The sequence below is a fragment of the Marivita lacus genome, from assembly GCF_014637725.1.
In the GTDB taxonomy this organism is placed as follows: Bacteria; Pseudomonadota; Alphaproteobacteria; order Rhodobacterales; family Rhodobacteraceae; genus Marivita; species Marivita lacus.
On sequence record NZ_BMFC01000002.1, the window covers coordinates 255,420 to 271,828 of the forward strand.

The window sequence follows — 16,409 nt, forward strand, 5'->3', positions numbered from 1 at the left end:
GGTCAGTGGCCTTGTCTAAACGACACGCCAGCGGGTGATTAGCTCAGTTGGTAGAGCGCTTCGTTTACACCGAAGATGTCGGGAGTTCGAGTCTCTCATCACCCACCATCCAGCCAGATAAATCGTTCTGAATGACGCCTCACCGGCCAGGATTGGCATGGTTTTCCAGCCATTCCAGCACGTCTTCGACGCGTGTCCGGGCGACAGGGACTTCGGTGTCGTCGCGCAGGCGCAGGATCAGGCGGCCATTCCGGCGCTCGGTGCGGATTGCCGGATCGCGGGCGACCCACCAGGACCGGTGCGGTTGCATCCCGTCCTCCGCGCTGGTTTGCGCGACGATGTCGCCCAGACGGGCGCGGGCGAGCGATTTGGCGTTCTCGAAGGTCAGGTGCACGTGATGTTCGCGCGCCTCGATATGAAGAAGCTGCGAAAGATCGACCTGCTCACCGCCGATCACGAGGTGACGGCTTGGTTTCTCGGCTTCGATCTCAGCGCGGACCCCCGGCAGGATGAACCGGTAGAACACCGTTTCGAGCCCCTGAACCGACAGGAAATAAAAGATCAGCTGGTCGGACACGTCATAGGGAAATTCCCCGTCGCTCATGTAGATGACCGCGCTTCTGCAAACATAGACCGTGGGCAGCAAAGCCACGAATCCGACAAGGGGCGTCGGCATGCTGAGCCAGCTGAAACGCCGGGTCAGCGCGGCGAGTGACAGCAATTGTGCGTGGTACACGATGAGGTAGAAGGAAAACGCAACGGGCCAGAGGATGATGGCGAACCACATCGGTACGAAATTCCGCGATCCCGACGGGTCAGCCGCAACAAAGGTCAGCAGGGCCAGGAAGACGAACAACAAGGTACGTTGATGCGTCAGCACCCGAAAATAATGCGCCGTGTCGATAGATACGCGCCCACCCAGCAGGTCCCACAGAGTCAACTCTGTGTTCAAAAGCCTCTGCATAAACGTGACAACCCCAACTCGTTTTGCATCGGAGAATATGAACGTTTGCGGACCGAGCAATTGGAACTTGGTCGTGGTCTGAACAATCACCTACCGATTGACGCTATATAGCATCACTTTTGTATCAATTTTGCGGATTCTGGCGTAAGGGTAATTTTTTCTTTCTGTCTCCGTGCCGTGGTCGAAACCGCGTGGCCGGTGCGGTCCAGCACTTTCAGAACATCCCGAAAGCCATGCAGGGCGGTGCAACTGCGATGCTTGGACCACCTGTCTCATCCTTTGTCGGTGTCTGTGATCAGGCACCGCACGAGGGCATTGCTTGCATCGATTCCGGCGCAGAATTTTTGCTTCAGAAAACCGCGCGAAAGCGCTTGACGGGGCAGGGCGCTGACCATAGAACCCGCGTCACGCCCAGATGCGGGCGGCAGTGAGCGGTTGTAGCTCAGTTGGTTAGAGTACCGGCCTGTCACGCCGGGGGTCGCGGGTTCGAGCCCCGTCAACCGCGCCATCACTGCCCTTAGCATCTGCGTGAAATGCGCGGTTGTAGCTCAGTTGGTTAGAGTACCGGCCTGTCACGCCGGGGGTCGCGGGTTCGAGCCCCGTCAACCGCGCCATTTCTCCTTCTTCTTCACAAAGAGTTGATGAAGCCCAGCAGCGCGTCTGTTGTGGCTTTTGGCGATTGATCCGGAAAGAAATGCCCGCCCTCGATGGTGGCGTGGCGCATGTGCGACAGCCTGTCCCGCCACGTGGCAGGCACATCCAGCAAATGCGCCATCGCCCCGTCTGCACCGTAGAGGACCAGCGCAGGGCAGGTGACGCTGCGGCTCAGGTCGGCACGGTCATGTTCCCAGTCCACCTCTATGGCGGCGCGGTAGTCGTGGCACATGGCGCGGATGCAGTCGGGGTCGCGCCATGCCGCGCGGTAGATCCCGAGCAGGTCGGCATCGAAATCGCTCAGGCTGGCTTTGCCGAATCCCAGAAGGCACCGTTCGAAATAGGCATCCGGGTCATGACCGATCATGGTTTCCGGGAAGGGGTAGGGCTGCGCAAGGAACAGCCAGTGGTAATAGGACTTGGCGATCTCGGTGGTCATGTTGGTCAGCAGGTGCTCTGTGGGCACAATGTCCATGACCGTGAGGCTGCGGACCGCCTGCGGGTGATCCAGCGCCAAGCGGTGCGCCGTGCGCGCGCCACGGTCGTGACCAACGGCATGGAAGCTGTCGAACCCCATTGAGCCCATCAGCGCGCCCATGTCCTGCGCCATCAGGCGAAAGCTCATTTCGGGCATGGTTGCGGGTTTGCTGCTGTCGCCGTAGCCCCTCAGGTCAGCGGTGACGACGGTGAATTGGTCGGCAAGCGCGGGCACAAGGGGACGCCACATGGCGCGGGTCTGCGGAAAGCCGTGCAACAGCAAAAGAGGCGGTCCGTTTCCGGCCACCTCGTACGCTATGATCTGGTCATTGTTCGTAAATGTGTCTGCCTGGCTCATTTTGGCGAGGATGACACCGCCACCACGCTTGTCCAGTCGATATTCGCGAAATCCGAGGTCTTGGCCTGTGCAAAGGTCAGAACATCCGCCGGGCTGTCGAAGCCCGCATATTGCAGGCCAGTCTGCAGATGGCGCTCGTCCATTTGACTGAACGCGATGGCCGCGATCGCACCGGTGACAAGGCCCACCGCATTGCCGCGACCCATCACACCCGGCTTCACGATGCGGATGACATTGGCGAGGTAGAACAGGATCACCCCGATGATCAGCGCCGTGACGCCGTGCATGGCATAGCCCACGAATTGCAGCGGCCAGCCGAAGCGGACCAGAAGCGCCTGAACCGTTTCGGGATTGTTGGCCGAGAACAGGGCCGCGAGGGCAAGCGCGAAGCCCAGACCCGTCATCATGACGGGACTGCTCGACTTGCGCGAAGACGCTGCGCCCATTTCCCAAGGCTGTCGCGTGTCGCGGACACTGGCGGGTGTTGCTGCAAACGCCGGGTCCAGCCGCTGGATGCGGGCGTTGAAATCGTTACGATCTTGTTTTTTCAGAACTCGTTTCATGCGTTAACCATTGGCCAAAAAATGTGTCGAGATTTGGAACCGCGCGTGGCCAACTTGAGAAAGTTCGCTTGAATTTTAGAAATCCAGCATTCCTCGGTTTTGTCGTCGTTCCTATTCCTTGGTCAAGGCCTGCAAGATCCGTGCCCAGCTTCTTGTGCCCTTGTGAAAGCTTTCGATGTCGTATTTCTCGTTCGGGCTGTGGATCTGGTCGTCATCCTTGCCATAGCCGATCAGCATGGATTCGGTGCCCAGCAGGGTTTGGAAATATCCGGCCACGGGAATCGACCCGCCGCTGCCGATGAATGCCGCCTCATCCGGCCATTCCTCGCTCAGCGCGACGCGGGCCTGTTCGAAGGCCGGGTTGTCGATCGACATGACCGAGGCTTTCGAAGCGCCGTGCCCCTTGAACGACACCTTGCAATCCTTCGGGGTCAGATCGGCGATCATGGTGCGCAGGCTGTCACGGATGGCGTGGGGGTCTTGCTGGCCGACGAGCCTGAAGCTGATCTTGGCGCTGGCCTTTGACGGCAGCACGGTCTTGAAGCCTTCGCCCTGGTAGCCGCCACCGATGCCGTTGACCTCGCAGGTGGGACGCGACCAAATCATTTCCAGCGCGCTGCGCCCGGCTTCACCCGCCAGATCGGCGAGGCCGACATCGCCGAGGAACGCCTTGTGATCGAACTCAAGCGCCTCCCATTGCTGCATGACATCGGCCGGGATGTCGGGCACGCCCTCATAAAAGCCCGGAATGGTGACACGCCCCTGGTCATCATGAAGCAACGCGATGATGCGGCTCAGGACGCGGATCGGGTTCATCGCGGCGCCGCCATACATCCCTGAATGCAGGTCGCGGGTCGGGCCGGTGATGGTGATTTCCTCCTGCAGCATGCCGCGCAGCATCGTGGTGATTGCAGGAACCCGGCTGTCGAACAGGCCTGTGTCGCAGATCAGCGCGATGTCCGCTTTCAACTCTTCGGCGTTTTCTTCGAGAAACGGCACAAGCGATGGTGAGCCTGATTCCTCTTCACCCTCGAAGAAGAACGTGACCTTGCAGGGCAGGCTGCCATGTTCCGCGATCCACGCCCGGCAGGCTTCGACAAAGGTCATCAACTGGCCCTTGTCGTCAGAGGTGCCGCGTCCGCGGATCACCTTGCCCTTTGGCGTGTCCTCGATCTGCGGATCGAACGGATCGTTGTCCCACAGGTCCAGCGGATCAACCGGCTGCACATCATAGTGACCGTAGAACAGCAGATGCGGACCGGGGCCGTCAATCGTGCCGACCACCATCGGATGACCGGGGGTCGGGCGCTTTTCGGCCTGCACCCCCATCGAGCGCAGATCGGCGACCAGCCAGTCGGCGGCGCGGTCACACTCGGATTTGTAGGCGGGGTCTGTGGAGATCGACGGGATGCGCAGGAATTCCTTCAGACGCTCCAGGCTGTCCGACAGGTTGGAATCAATGCGATCGAGTACGGGACCTACGGACATTTTCAGCTTCCTCTGCATGTTTTACCGAAGCCTACCACCGCGCGACACACTGTCCAGAGCCGCAAATCGGAAGGAAACCCCCGCCAATGATGTGGGGAAAATACAGATTTTCCGGACAAAGCCGCGGTGGGCCCGGCGAATTTGACCTAGATCAAGGCTGCGACGGTTGGTCGTTCCTTAAGCACATTGTCATGGGGATATGCGATCTATATCCATTCTAAAATGTGAATGCGACGCGGGGCGCCGGAACTCCCCCGAAGATCGCAGACTGAAGGAGACGCCGGTGCACTACTCAGACAAACTCGACGAAGCCCTGAATCGTTTGCACGAAGAGGGACGCTATCGGACATTTATCGATATCGAGCGTCAGAACGGTCAATTCCCCCATGCTGTCTGGCGCAAGCCCGATGGGACCGAGCAGGACATCACCGTGTGGTGCGGCAATGATTATCTTGGCATGGGCCAGCACCCCGTCGTTCTGGCCGCGATGCACGAGGCATTGGACGCCACTGGCGCGGGTTCCGGCGGCACACGCAACATTTCCGGCACAACCGTTTATCACAAGCGCCTTGAGGCGGAACTGGCTGACCTGCACCAGAAGGAAGCGGCGCTGCTGTTCACCTCGGCCTATATCGCGAATGACGCGACGCTCTCGACGCTGCCCAAGCTCTTTCCCGGCCTGATCATCTATTCCGACGCGCTGAACCACGCGTCGATGATCGAAGGCGTGCGCCGCAATGGCGGGGCCAAGCGCATCTTCCGACACAATGACGTGGCGCATCTGCGCGAATTGCTGGCGGCGGACGATCCCGAGGCACCCAAGCTGATCGCGTTCGAATCGATCTATTCGATGGATGGCGATTTCGGCCCGATCAAGGCGATCTGCGATCTGGCCGACGAATTCGGCGCGCTGACCTATATTGACGAGGTGCACGCGGTCGGCATGTACGGCCCGCGCGGCGCTGGTGTTGCGGAACGCGATGGCCTGATGGACCGCATCGACATCATCAATGGCACATTGGCCAAAGCTTACGGCGTGATGGGCGGCTATATCGCGGCATCGGCAAAAATGTGCGACGCGATCCGGTCCTATGCGCCGGGCTTCATCTTTACCACGTCGCTGCCGCCTGCGGTGGCGGCGGGGGCGGCGGCATCCGTCGCGCATCTCAAGACCGACCAGACCTTGCGCGACCAGCATCAGTTGCAAGCCCGTATCCTCAAGATGCGCCTCAAGGGTCTGGGTCTGCCGATCGTCGATCACGGAAGTCATATCATCCCGGTCATCGTGGGCGATCCGGTTCACACCAAGCAGATGTCCGACATGATGCTCGACCGGTTCGGAATCTATGTGCAGCCGATCAATTATCCGACCGTGCCGCGTGGCACGGAACGCCTGCGGTTCACGCCCTCTCCGGTACACGGTCCGCAAGAGATCGACAAACTCGTGCAAGCGATGGATGAACTTTGGGCACATTGTGCGCTGAATCGCGCCGAGCTCAGCGCGTAACACTTGGAATCAGTGCATTAAACCTTGTCGTATGGTAATTAACGAGTAATAAAATGCGCGACCCGACTCACCTGGTACGCGCGACGCAGGCAGCGTGTAGACGGTTGGTACGGCAAGGGGCAGCGAGTATGATTGGGCGGAAATCCCCAAAGCTTTCGCAGGACATATCCGAACCTAAACCAAGGAGCTTCGATGATTTCGAACTCCGTCTCGGGGATGTCATGCGCGGGGAACGCGCAACATTGGGCAAGTCCTTGCTGGACGTGCAGCGCGAATTGCGCATCAAGGCCAGCTATATCGCCGCAATAGAAAATTGCGACCCGACAGCCTTTGACACACCCGGTTTCATCGCGGGCTACGTGCGATCCTATGCGCGTTACCTTGGCATGGACCCGGACGACACCTATGCCGTATTCTGCGCCGAAAGCGGCTTCGAGACAGCGCATGGAATGTCTGACGCGGCGTCCTCGCGCAAGAAATCCGAGATTGCGCCTGTCGCGGCCAAGGTGTCGCCCCGCGATCCGTTCTCGCAGCCGGCCCTGCCGTTTGCACCCGGAGACGATTCGCTCCTGTCCCGGATCGAACCCGGAGCGATTGGCTCGACGCTTGTGCTGGCACTGTTGCTCGGCGGGCTGGGCTATGGCGGATATGCGGTCCTGCAAGAGGTGCAGCGCGTGCAGATGGCCCCGGTCGACCAGACGCCGGTTGTCCTGAGCGATCTCGACCCGTTGCAGACCTCGATTGAGACAGCCGACTCTTCCGCGACCAGAGCGGATACCGGCGGCGCTGCTGCGGGTGTGTTCACACCGCCCGCGACCGTCGAGGCGTTTGATCGCCTTTACCGCCCGCAAGCGTTGGACGTGCCGGTCCTGATCGCACGCGATGCTCCGATTTCATCGCTCGATCCGAACAGCGTCGGGGCTTTTGCGCAGGTGGCCACGCAGAATCTTCCGAACGTCGATCTTGAGCCGGCCGCATTCAGCCCCACAGGGCCGTCCACCTTGCCTCAGGATGGGGTGACGGTGATTGCAGCGCGGCCCGCCTGGGTGCGGATTCGCGGTGCCGACCGGTCGGTGATTTTCGAACGGGTCATGGCCGCCGGGGAGACTTGGACCGTGCCCGCATCGGAGCCCGACGCATTGCTCAATGTCGGGGAAAGCGGTGCTGTCTATCTTGCCGTCAATGGGCAGACGATCGGTCCCGTGGGGCCTTCGGGCACCGTGACCTCGGACCTGCCGCTGGACGGCCCGACGCTTGCCGCGGCGCTGGAGCCTGCGGACCTGCAAAACGATCAGGATTTGTCCCGCGTGCTGGCTGAACTCGGCACCGACCAATCGCAGCCGACCATCGGGCAGCCGAAGATTCTCGAGGACAGCGCGCCGGGTGTGACACTCGTGGCTGTGCGTCCGGCCTGGATTCGGGTGCGCGCGGCGGATGGCACGGTGATCTACGAGACCATCATGAACGCGGGCGACACCTACGAAGTGCCGATCACCGAGGAGCCGCCGACCCTGCGTGTGGGCGAATCCGGTGCGGTCTATTTCGCGATGAACGGCCAGACCTACGGCCCGGCAGGGGCACGCGGATCAGTCACGTCGAACCTCGCGCTGTCTGTGGACCAGCTGAGCCAGACCTACTCGGTCGCGTCGTTCGAAGCGGACAGCGATCTGGCCCGCATCGTTGCCGAACTGGAAATCCAGCAACCCGCGGACTGATCCTCGCACCTCGTGCAGAAGGCTTGCAGACCCGCCTCAGCGGGCCTAGCTATAGGCATGAATAATCTGTACCGTTTGGTTGACACTTTCCGCGACAGGAGGGCTGCATGAGCCTCAATCACATACGCCCGTGGCGCAACATCTACCGCCGCAAGTCGCGCCAGATCATGGTGGGCAATGTGCCGGTCGGGGGGGATGCGCCGATCACAGTGCAGACGATGACCAACACGCTGACGCCGGATGTGAAGGCGACACTGGCACAGGTGCAGGCGGCGGCGGATGCCGGGGCCGACATCGTGCGGATCTCGATCCCTGACGAGGACAGTTCCCGCGCGCTCAAGGAGATCGTGCGCGAAAGCCCGGTACCGATCGTGGCGGACATCCATTTCCACTACAAGCGCGGCATCGAGGCCGCCGAGGCAGGTGCCGCCTGTCTGCGCATCAACCCCGGCAATATCGGGTCCGAGGCGCGGGTGAAGGAAGTCATCAAGGCGGCCCGCGACCACAATTGTTCGATCCGCATTGGCGTGAACGCCGGATCGCTGGAAAAGCACCTGCTCGAAAAATATGGCGAGCCGTGCCCCGATGCGATGGTCGAGTCGGGTCTGGATCACATCAAGATCCTGCAGGACAACGATTTCCACGAGTTCAAGATCAGCTGCAAGGCGTCGGACGTCTTCATGGCCGCCGCCGCCTATCAGCAATTGGCGGATGCGACAGATGCGCCGATCCATCTGGGCATCACCGAGGCGGGCGGCCTGATGACGGGCACCATCAAATCCGCAATCGGTCTTGGCAACCTGCTCTGGATGGGGATCGGCGACACGATCCGGGTGTCGCTGTCGGCGGACCCGGTGGAAGAGGTCAAGGTCGGCTACGAGATCCTGAAATCCCTGGGCCTGCGCCATCGCGGCGTGAACATCATCTCCTGCCCAAGCTGTGCGCGGCAAGGCTTTGATGTGATCAAGACGGTCGAGGCGCTGGAAAAACGGCTGGAGCACATCAAGACCCCGATGAGCCTGTCGATCATCGGCTGCGTGGTGAACGGGCCGGGCGAGGCGTTGATGACCGATGTCGGTTTTACCGGCGGCGGCAACGGGGCCGGGATGGTCTATCTTGCGGGCAAGCAGAGCCACAAGATGTCGAACGACCAGATGATCGAGCACATCGTCGAGGAAGTGGAAAAGAAAGCCGCGGAACTGGACGCCGAAACGGCTCAGGAAGCGGCGGAATAGCGCAAGATGCTTTGAAACGGTTTGGTGACAACACGTTACAACGTGCTGTCATTCGGTTTGCAAACCGCATTTTGCAAGTTTGCAAACCGCCTTGTGCCCGGTTCAGCGCGCCTCGGCGATGATCTCCTGCATCGCGTCCAGCGGCACATAGCCCCGGATCAGCTGATCGCCCATCACGAAAGACGGTGTGCCGTTGATCTGGAGCGCCTGCGCCAGGGCGCGGGTCGAAGCCAGTTGCTCTGACACGCTGTCGCTGTCCATCGCCGCGATCACCGCGTCGGCATCCAGTTCCAGCGTCTCGGCCAACCGCCGCAGCACGGTGTCGTCAAGATCGCCGTTCAGCACGATCAGCGCCTCTTTCGCGGCCTCGTAAGCCGCATCCCCGCCAACCTCGCGCGCGGCGAGGGCGAAGCGGGACGAGATCACCGAGTTTTCACCGAGGATCGGCAGTTCCTTGGCGACGTAGCGGATGTTGCCATCCAGTTCGAGCAGTTGCGCCACCTCGGGATGGGCGCGACGGCAGAAGCCGCAGCGATAGTCGAAGAACTCCACGATGGTCACGTCCCCGTCGGGGTTGCCGCCGACCCAGCTGTAGCCGTCGTTGAAGATGGCCTCGGCGTTGTTCTCGATCAGCGCGACATCGCCCTGCGCCTGTTCGGCGGCCTGCCGCTCTTCGAGAACCTGCACGGCCTCCATGATGACCTGCGGGTTTTCCAGCAGGTAGGCGCGCACCTGCGCCCCGAAGGCAGCGCGGTCGGCGTCGGACATGTTGTCCAGGTCAAGATCGGCAGCCTGCACACCGGTGGCCATCAGAAGGGCAAGAACGGATGAGGCAAGAAGGCGGGGTTTGGACATCATGGGTCTCCAGTCATCGATTTCATCGCTGCAAGGCGCGTTGCGCTGCACTTAACACATCCTGCGCCCGTTGCCATGGGCCGGATCCGCGCGGCAATGCGCCTTCGGCTCGCGTGGCGTGGATCGCGGCATCCTTCAACTGGCCCTGAACGGCATAGCGTTCTGCCGTTGCCAGCGACGCCATCGCGTTCTGGCCGGTCTTGGCATAGGCCGTGGCAAGGTCGCGCAGGATGCGGGTGTCGCTGAAGTCGCGCCCGCGTGCGGCCTCCAGCGTGCGCAGTGCGTCCTGCGGCTTGCCATCGGCAAGCTGTGCCCGACCCAGCCCGCCAAGGATCAGAGGCTCGCGCGGCGCGAGCCGGGCGGCGGCGGAATAGACCTGGACCGCATCCGAGGCACGGCGCGATTCCAGCAGGATCTGGCCCTTGAGGTCGCGCAGGTACGGATCGTTCGGGCGCGCGGTGATCGCGGCGTCAATATGGCGGATCGCGCGGCCAAGGTCGCTCTGGCGGTGATAGGCCACGGCCCTGCGCATCTCCGCGATATCCGGCGACAGGCTGTCATCGGCACGGCGCAGCGTCCAGCTCGGTGCGCGGGTGAAGGCGGTCAGCTTGCCCTTGGCGCGGTCGAACCAGTAATCACCAGTGGGGTCGGGCGCCGTTCTTGCCGAGGCACCTGCGACGAGCCCCTGGAGCGCGCGCAGACGGTCGCGCGACAGCGGGTGCGACCGCATGTAGGGATCCTGACGGGTTTCGGCCAGGGCTTCCTGCCCCCGGAACAGTTCCTGCACCTCGATCGCGCCCTGAGGGTCGATCCCGGCACTGACGAGGTAGCGGATCGAACTGATATCGGCCGAGGCTTCCTCGGCGCGGGTATGGGCGAGGAAACTGCGCAGGTTCGAGGATTGCAGACCGATCCCGAGGCCCACAGCGGCGCGTCCCGCGCCCGAAGCTGCAGCCGCCACGGCCAGCGCCATGCCCAGACCCGCGGTGGTGCGGGCGCTTTGCATGTTGCCCAGGCGGCGCGAGATATGGCCGTTGGCGATGTGCGCCGCCTCATGTGCGATCACGGCCTGCAACTGTGCGGCCGTTTCCAGTTTGGTCACGAGGCCGGAATGGATGAAGATATGCTGCGTGTCGATGATGAACGCGTTGAGCGTGCTGTCGTCGATCAAAAGGATGCGCACCTGGTTTGGGCTGAGACCCGCTGCGCGCAGAACCGGCGCGCCAAGCTCTTTGAGCGCGTGCTCGATATCGGCGTCGCGCAACAGCGTTGCCGCCCGCGCAGGAGCAGCGGCGATGAGCGCGGTCAGGCACAGGACAAGTCCGATGGCCCTGAAAAGGTGCAGCGTCGCGTGATACATTGACCTTGCCCCGTGTTCGCCCCTAGGTCTGCCCCCAGCAGTGTACGGAGAGAATGATGCGGAACTCAAGCCGTGGGGCGGTTGATCCCTTTATCGTGATGGATGTGATGGAAGCGGCGCGGCAGGCCGAGGACGCGGGTCGGCACATCATCCATATGGAAGTGGGTCAGCCGGGCACTCCGGCCCCCGTTTTGGCGCGCAATGCACTGGTCCGCGAGATGGGCGACAATCCGCTGGGCTATACCGTCGCGCTGGGTCTGCCCGCTTTGCGCCAGCGGATCGCGCAGCTTTATGGCGACTGGTACGATGTCGATCTGGACCCGGCGCGCGTGGTTGTGACGCCCGGATCGTCGGGCGGGTTCATCCTTGCCTTCACCGCGCTGTTCGATGCGGGTGACAGGATCGCGCTCGGGGCGCCCGGCTACCCGTCCTACCGCCAGATCATGAAGTCGCTCGATCTTGTGCCGGTCGAGGTGCAGACCCGCGCCGAGGCCCGGTACCAGCTGGAGCCCTCCGATCTGGAGGGGCTCGATTATCAGGGCATGATGGTCGCCTCTCCGGCCAATCCCACGGGCACGATGCTGGGCCGGGACGCGCTTGGTGCGCTGATCGGCGCGGCGCAGGACAAGGGGGCCGCGTTCCTGTCGGACGAGATTTACCACGGGATCGAGTACGACCACAAAGCCGTGACCGCGCTTCAGATCAGCGACGATGTTTGCGTGATCAACTCGTTTTCCAAGTATTTCAGCATGACCGGCTGGCGGGTCGGCTGGCTGGTGTTGCCGCCGGGCAATGTGCGGCAGGTCGAACGGCTGGCGCAGAACATGTTCATTTGCGCGCCTCATGCGGCACAGATCGCGGCGCTGGCTGCGATGGATGCGCCGGAGGAGCTTGAGGCGAACATGGCCGTCTACCGCGAAAACCGCCGCCTGATGATCGAAGGTTTGCCCAAGGCCGGGTTCGACAGGATCGCGCCGCCGGACGGGGCGTTCTATGTCTATGCAGACATCTCTCATCTGACCGAGGACAGCCGCGCCTTTGCCCGTGCCATCCTCGACGAGGCCGGGGTGGCGGTGACGCCGGGGCTGGATTTCGACCCTGAGCGGGGGGGCGGCACGCTACGCTTTTCCTACGCGCGGGCAACTGCGGACATTCTCGAAGGGCTGGTCCGGCTGGAACGCTTCATGCGGGCGCAGGGCCATATCGCCTGAGCGCATCCGGACTGTCCCTGAAGAGCAAAATCCGGTACTGTTGCCGCAAAGGCCCGATCAGAGGCCGGGGTGAGCGAATGAGTGGTGTCCTGAATTCGATTTTGGCGGTTCTGCTGTCGGCTGTGCTGGCCGGTCCTGCCTTGGCGCAGGACCTTGGAGCCTTGGCGCGTTTTGAAACCGGCACGGTGCAGGACACGCGGCGCGGGGCAGAGCTGCGGCTCGAGATCAGCCAGGGCGTGCCGTGGCGGCTGTTCACCCTGACCGAGCCCAACCGGCTGGTCATGGATTTCCGCGAGGTCCAGTGGGGCGATGCCGCCGCCGGTGCCTTTGCCGGGACTGACCGGATCGCAGGTGTGCGGATGGGGGCCTATCGGCCAGGATGGTCGCGGCTGGTGGCCGATCTGGCCGAGCCGATGGTGGTGAAAAGCGCAGAGCTTGTGACTGACACGCTGGACGGCGGCGCGACTATCACCGTGCAGCTTGCCAGCGGGGAGCAGACGGAGTTTGACTTGGTGTCAGGTGCGCCGCGCGATCCGCGCTGGGATTTGCCAGCCCCTGCACAGGTCGCTGCCGTGCCGCCGCGCGATCCGAACCGGGTGCGGATCGTGCTTGATCCGGGCCATGGTGGCATTGATCCGGGGGCCGAACGCGACGGCATCACCGAGGCGAACCTGATGCTGACCTTCGGGCGCGAATTGCAGGACGTGCTGCGACGGGCAGGCGGGTTCGACGTGATCCTGACCCGCGATGGCGATTATTTCGTCTCGCTCGAGGCGCGGGTGGCGCTGGCGCGCGATGCGGGCGCGGACCTCTTCGTGTCGCTCCATGCCGATGCGCTGGCCGAGGGAGAGGCACGCGGCGCGGCCGTCTATGTACTGTCGGACGACGCGTCCGATGCGGCCTCTGCGGCGCTGGCAGAGCGCCACAACCGCGACGACCTGCTGGCGGGTCTGGACCTGAGCCAGTCCGATGATCGGGTCGCCAATGTGCTGATGAGCCTTGCGCGGCTGGACAATGCGCCCCGCAGCGAGGCGCTGGCCAAACATATGGTGGACGGCATCCGCAATGCGGTAGGCCGGGTCCACAAACGCCCGCTGCGCAGCGCCGGATTTTCGGTGCTCAAGGCGGCGGACATTCCGTCCGTGTTGCTGGAGGTGGGGTTCCTGTCCACCGATGAAGACCTGCGCAACCTGAGCGATCCGATCTGGCGGCAAGGCATGGCGGCAGGCATCCGCGATGGCATCATCGCGTGGCGCGACGAGGATCGCGCGCTTGCGCCGCTCAGGCGGAACTGATCCTCGCCCGTGACCCTGCGTCATAGGCAACTGACTGCCGGTTCGAACGGCAATGTGTTTTGACGAAGTGCCCCTGATTTTGTAGGGGTATGGAACTGTAAAGGGACACGCCGTGCTCAGATTCATCCTGTCATTCTTCGGAGGCATCTTCACCCTCATCACCATGGGCATGATGATGGTCGCGCTTGGCGTGGGCGGCGTGCTCTGGATGTACAGCCGCGATCTGCCCAGCCACGAAAGTCTTGCGCAATACACGCCGCCGACCATCAGCCGGATTTATTCGGGCGAGGGACGGATCATCGACGAATTCGCGCAGGAACGCCGCCTGTTCACACCCGCCAATGAAATTCCCGATCTGGTCAAGCAGGCGTTCATTTCGGCGGAAGACAAGAACTTCTATACCCACAGCGGGTATGATCTGCGCGGCATCGGTGCCGCCGCGTTCGACGCGGTCGCGTCGCGCGGGCAGGATGTGCGCGGTGCGTCCACGATCACCCAGCAGGTGATGAAGAATTTCCTTCTGTCCGGTGACCGGCAGGTGGAACGCAAGATCAAGGAAATCATCCTTGCCTCGCGGATCGAGGAAACGCTGTCCAAGGAGAAGATCCTCGAACTCTACATGAACGAGATTTTCCTCGGCCAGAATTCCTATGGTGTGACGGCTGCGGCACAGACCTATTTCAACAAATCGCTTGTGGAACTGGCTCCACACGAGGCCGCAACACTTGCGTCGATGCCCAAGGCACCGTCCGATTTCCATCCCGTCCGTCGCAAGGAGCGTCTGCTCGCACGGCGCGACTTCGTGTTGGAAGAGATGTACGAAAATGGCTACATTGATCGCCAGACGTACGAGACCGAGGTGGCGATGCCGCTTCGCTCGGTCCAGAACGGCGACTATGATCACTTCCGCGATGCGCTGCCGCCCCGCAACTATTTCACCGATGAAATCCGACGCCAACTGAGCGAGGATTTCGGCGAGGGCGAATTTTTCTCGGGCGGATTCAGCGTGCGCGCCACGCTCGATCCCGAATTGCAGGTCGAGGCCGAGGTTGCGCTGCAGCGCGCTCTCGAAACCTATGACCGGTCGCAAGGCGTCTGGCGGGGGACCGGTCTGACACTCCCGCCAGAGCAGTTGACCGACACCGCAACCTGGCGCGAGGCGCTCTTGTCAATGGATATCGCGCGCGACGTTCAGCTTGAAAGCCCGTGGTATCCCGCCGTGGTGCTCGAAGTCGGGCAGAATGACGCGCGCATCGGTATCGAAGGGGTCCCGGAGGACGAGGACGGTCACTGGATACCGGCAAGTGATGTGCAATGGGCGCGCAAACTCAATGCGGACGGATCGCTGGGCCGCAAAGGCGAGGTGGCCGGAGATCTGCTTGCCGTCGGTGACGTCGTGCATGTGCGCCGCATGACTTCGGACAGCGATGGCAGCTTTATCCGTTGGACGTTGCGGCAGGCGCCAGAGGTGCAGGGCGCGTTCATGGCGATGGACGTGAACACCGGCCGCGTCATCGCGATGCAGGGCGGATTCAGCTACCAGCATTCGGTGTTCAACCGCGCAACGCAGGCGCAGCGTCAGCCGGGGTCGAGCTTCAAGCCCTTCGTCTTTGCCGCCGCTCTGGACAGCGGCTATTCGCCCGCCACGATCGTTGTCGACGCGCCGATCGAGATCGACACGCCGCAGGGCGTCTGGCGGCCGCAGAACGCGTCGAACAAGTTCTATGGCCCGACACCGCTGCGCACCGGGATCGAACAGTCGCGGAACCTCATGACGATCCGCCTTGCGCAGGAAGTCGGCATGGATGTGGTCGCGCGTTACGCCGAGAAGTTCGGCGTCTATGACAACATGGGACGCGTTCTGGCCAACTCGCTCGGGGCGGATGAAACCACACTTTACAAGATGGTCGCGGCGTATGCGATGTTCGCCAATGGCGGTGAACGGGTCGAACCCACATTGGTCGACCGCGTTCAGGACCGCTATGGGAACACCGTCTACCGCCACGACCAGCGCGTCTGCGAGGATTGCACGCTGCCAAACCTGCAACCCGGGCGCGGCCCCACCGTGACCAGCGACCGCGAGCGCGTGATGAATGCCGTCACAGCCTATCAGCTGACCTCCATGCTGGAAGGCGTGGTCGAACGCGGCACAGCACGCAGTTCGGTCAACCTGCCGGTGCCGACGGCGGGCAAGACCGGCACCACCAACGATGCCAAGGATGTCTGGTTTGTGGGCTTCACCTCGAACATCGTCGCGGGCTGCTATATCGGTCATGACCAGCCCCGCAGCCTTGGTCGTGGTGCGTCGGGTGGCGGCATGTGCGGGCCGGTGTTTAACTCGTTCATGCAAAAAGCCGTGGCGAAATACGGTGGCACCGCATTCCGTCCGCCCGAAAACTGCCAGTTCATCAAGATCGACCGAAACACGGGCGCGCGCCTGTCGGATGATGCTAGCGGCGACAACGTCGTGGCCGAGTGTTTCCGCGAAGGCGAAGAGCCGATCTTCGGCATCCAGTTCGACGGCGGCTTTGCAATGGGTTCGAATTTCGAACTCTACAGCTCAAGCGACCAACCCTCCAAGCAGGTCACCACCTCCAGCGGGGGTACCGCTATCGTCGGGCCCAAAGCGTCCTTCGGCACGCTCAGCTCGGGTGGGCTTTACTGACCATCACGCCCGTTTCGCACCGGTTGCGCCGCCTTGAAGGGGCGGCGTGGCTGGTCTATCAC

At 62.4% G+C, this 16,409-nt stretch carries 12 protein-coding genes and 3 tRNA genes; 9 read left to right on the forward strand and 6 right to left on the reverse strand.

Going from position 1 to position 16,409, the window contains the following annotated elements:
* Positions 1 to 32 precede the first annotated feature (32 nt).
* A tRNA-Val gene (locus tag IEV82_RS05945) sits at positions 33 to 108 on the forward strand.
* Positions 109 to 139: 31 nt separating this feature from the next.
* On the opposite strand, the gene IEV82_RS05950 is transcribed toward IEV82_RS05945, so the two are convergent.
* Positions 140 to 952: a LytTR family DNA-binding domain-containing protein gene (locus IEV82_RS05950; RefSeq protein WP_229747695.1), complete on the reverse strand. Its 813-nt coding sequence runs from the start codon at positions 950 to 952 to the stop codon at positions 140 to 142.
* Positions 953 to 1,395: 443 nt separating this feature from the next.
* On the opposite strand from IEV82_RS05950, the gene IEV82_RS05955 reads away from it, so the two are divergent.
* Together IEV82_RS05955 and IEV82_RS05960 are read left to right on the forward strand one after the other, a co-directional pair.
* Positions 1,396 to 1,472, forward strand: a tRNA-Asp gene (locus IEV82_RS05955).
* 29 nt (positions 1,473 to 1,501) lie between these two features.
* A tRNA-Asp gene (locus IEV82_RS05960) sits at positions 1,502 to 1,578 on the forward strand.
* Between the two features lie 14 nt (positions 1,579 to 1,592).
* Here IEV82_RS05960 and IEV82_RS05965 read toward each other — a convergent pair.
* The 3 genes from IEV82_RS05965 to IEV82_RS05975 form a co-directional block, all read right to left on the reverse strand.
* Positions 1,593 to 2,453, reverse strand: a complete 861-nt coding sequence (locus tag IEV82_RS05965; protein ID WP_188481052.1) for an alpha/beta fold hydrolase — start codon at positions 2,451 to 2,453, stop codon at positions 1,593 to 1,595.
* Entirely contained in the window at positions 2,450 to 3,016 is a 567-nt protein-coding gene (locus IEV82_RS05970) for a hypothetical protein (protein ID WP_188481053.1), read from the reverse strand. The genes IEV82_RS05965 and IEV82_RS05970 overlap by 4 nt, the downstream gene beginning before the upstream one ends.
* A 111-nt stretch (positions 3,017 to 3,127) precedes the next feature.
* Complete coding sequence (locus IEV82_RS05975; protein WP_188481054.1) at positions 3,128 to 4,504, reverse strand: M20/M25/M40 family metallo-hydrolase; 1,377 nt, start codon at positions 4,502 to 4,504, stop codon at positions 3,128 to 3,130.
* Positions 4,505 to 4,787: 283 nt separating this feature from the next.
* Here IEV82_RS05975 and hemA point away from each other — a divergent pair, with 283 nt between their 5' ends.
* From hemA to ispG, 3 genes are all read left to right on the forward strand, one after another.
* On the forward strand, positions 4,788 to 6,011 hold the full coding sequence (gene hemA / locus IEV82_RS05980; protein WP_188481055.1) for a 5-aminolevulinate synthase: 1,224 nt from the start codon (positions 4,788 to 4,790) through the stop codon (positions 6,009 to 6,011).
* A 221-nt stretch (positions 6,012 to 6,232) separates the two neighbouring features.
* Positions 6,233 to 7,726 carry a helix-turn-helix domain-containing protein gene (locus IEV82_RS05985; protein ID WP_308420404.1) on the forward strand — a complete coding sequence of 498 codons (1,494 nt, stop codon included), beginning with the start codon at positions 6,233 to 6,235 and terminating at the stop codon, positions 7,724 to 7,726.
* Positions 7,727 to 7,833: 107 nt separating this feature from the next.
* A complete protein-coding gene (gene ispG, locus IEV82_RS05990) occupies positions 7,834 to 8,961 on the forward strand; it encodes a flavodoxin-dependent (E)-4-hydroxy-3-methylbut-2-enyl-diphosphate synthase (RefSeq protein WP_188481057.1) in 1,128 nt (375 codons plus the stop codon).
* A 102-nt stretch (positions 8,962 to 9,063) separates the two neighbouring features.
* On the opposite strand, the gene IEV82_RS05995 is transcribed toward ispG, so the two are convergent.
* Together IEV82_RS05995 and IEV82_RS06000 are read right to left on the reverse strand one after the other, a co-directional pair.
* A complete protein-coding gene (locus IEV82_RS05995) occupies positions 9,064 to 9,819 on the reverse strand; it encodes a DsbA family protein (protein WP_188481058.1) in 756 nt (251 codons plus the stop codon).
* A gap of 19 nt (positions 9,820 to 9,838) precedes the next feature.
* The gene (locus IEV82_RS06000; RefSeq protein ID WP_188481059.1) at positions 9,839 to 11,176 is read right to left on the reverse strand and encodes a M48 family metalloprotease; all 1,338 of its coding nucleotides are present in this window, start codon (positions 11,174 to 11,176) and stop codon (positions 9,839 to 9,841) included.
* Positions 11,177 to 11,232: 56 nt separating this feature from the next.
* On the opposite strand from IEV82_RS06000, the gene IEV82_RS06005 reads away from it, so the two are divergent.
* The 3 genes from IEV82_RS06005 to IEV82_RS06015 all read left to right on the forward strand — a co-directional run bounded on the left by IEV82_RS06005 (position 11,233) and on the right by IEV82_RS06015 (position 16,347).
* The gene (locus tag IEV82_RS06005; protein ID WP_188481060.1) at positions 11,233 to 12,387 is read left to right on the forward strand and encodes a pyridoxal phosphate-dependent aminotransferase; all 1,155 of its coding nucleotides are present in this window, start codon (positions 11,233 to 11,235) and stop codon (positions 12,385 to 12,387) included.
* A 77-nt stretch (positions 12,388 to 12,464) separates the two neighbouring features.
* Positions 12,465 to 13,682 (forward strand): N-acetylmuramoyl-L-alanine amidase, encoded by a 1,218-nt coding sequence (locus tag IEV82_RS06010; RefSeq protein ID WP_188481061.1) that lies wholly within the window; start codon positions 12,465 to 12,467, stop codon positions 13,680 to 13,682.
* Between the two features lie 112 nt (positions 13,683 to 13,794).
* A complete protein-coding gene (locus IEV82_RS06015; RefSeq protein ID WP_188481062.1) occupies positions 13,795 to 16,347 on the forward strand; it encodes a penicillin-binding protein 1A in 2,553 nt (850 codons plus the stop codon).
* The last annotated feature ends 62 nt before the right edge of the window (positions 16,348 to 16,409 follow it).

What these genes read in the sequence shown, in the direction of transcription:
- IEV82_RS05970 (WP_188481053.1), bottom strand. Translation starts at nt 3,016, where the DNA reads ATGAAACGAGTTCTGAAAAAACAAGATCGTAACGATTTCAACGCCCGC.
- ispG (WP_188481057.1), top strand. Translation starts at nt 7,834, where the DNA reads ATGAGCCTCAATCACATACGCCCGTGGCGCAACATCTACCGCCGCAAG.
- IEV82_RS05995 (WP_188481058.1), bottom strand. Translation starts at nt 9,819, where the DNA reads ATGATGTCCAAACCCCGCCTTCTTGCCTCATCCGTTCTTGCCCTTCTG.
- IEV82_RS06000 (WP_188481059.1), bottom strand. Translation starts at nt 11,176, where the DNA reads ATGTATCACGCGACGCTGCACCTTTTCAGGGCCATCGGACTTGTCCTG.
- IEV82_RS05965 (WP_188481052.1), bottom strand. Translation starts at nt 2,453, where the DNA reads ATGAGCCAGGCAGACACATTTACGAACAATGACCAGATCATAGCGTAC.
- IEV82_RS06005 (WP_188481060.1), top strand. Translation starts at nt 11,233, where the DNA reads ATGCGGAACTCAAGCCGTGGGGCGGTTGATCCCTTTATCGTGATGGAT.
- IEV82_RS05985 (WP_308420404.1), top strand. Translation starts at nt 6,233, where the DNA reads ATGCGCGGGGAACGCGCAACATTGGGCAAGTCCTTGCTGGACGTGCAG.
- IEV82_RS05975 (WP_188481054.1), bottom strand. Translation starts at nt 4,504, where the DNA reads ATGTCCGTAGGTCCCGTACTCGATCGCATTGATTCCAACCTGTCGGAC.
- IEV82_RS06010 (WP_188481061.1), top strand. Translation starts at nt 12,465, where the DNA reads ATGAGTGGTGTCCTGAATTCGATTTTGGCGGTTCTGCTGTCGGCTGTG.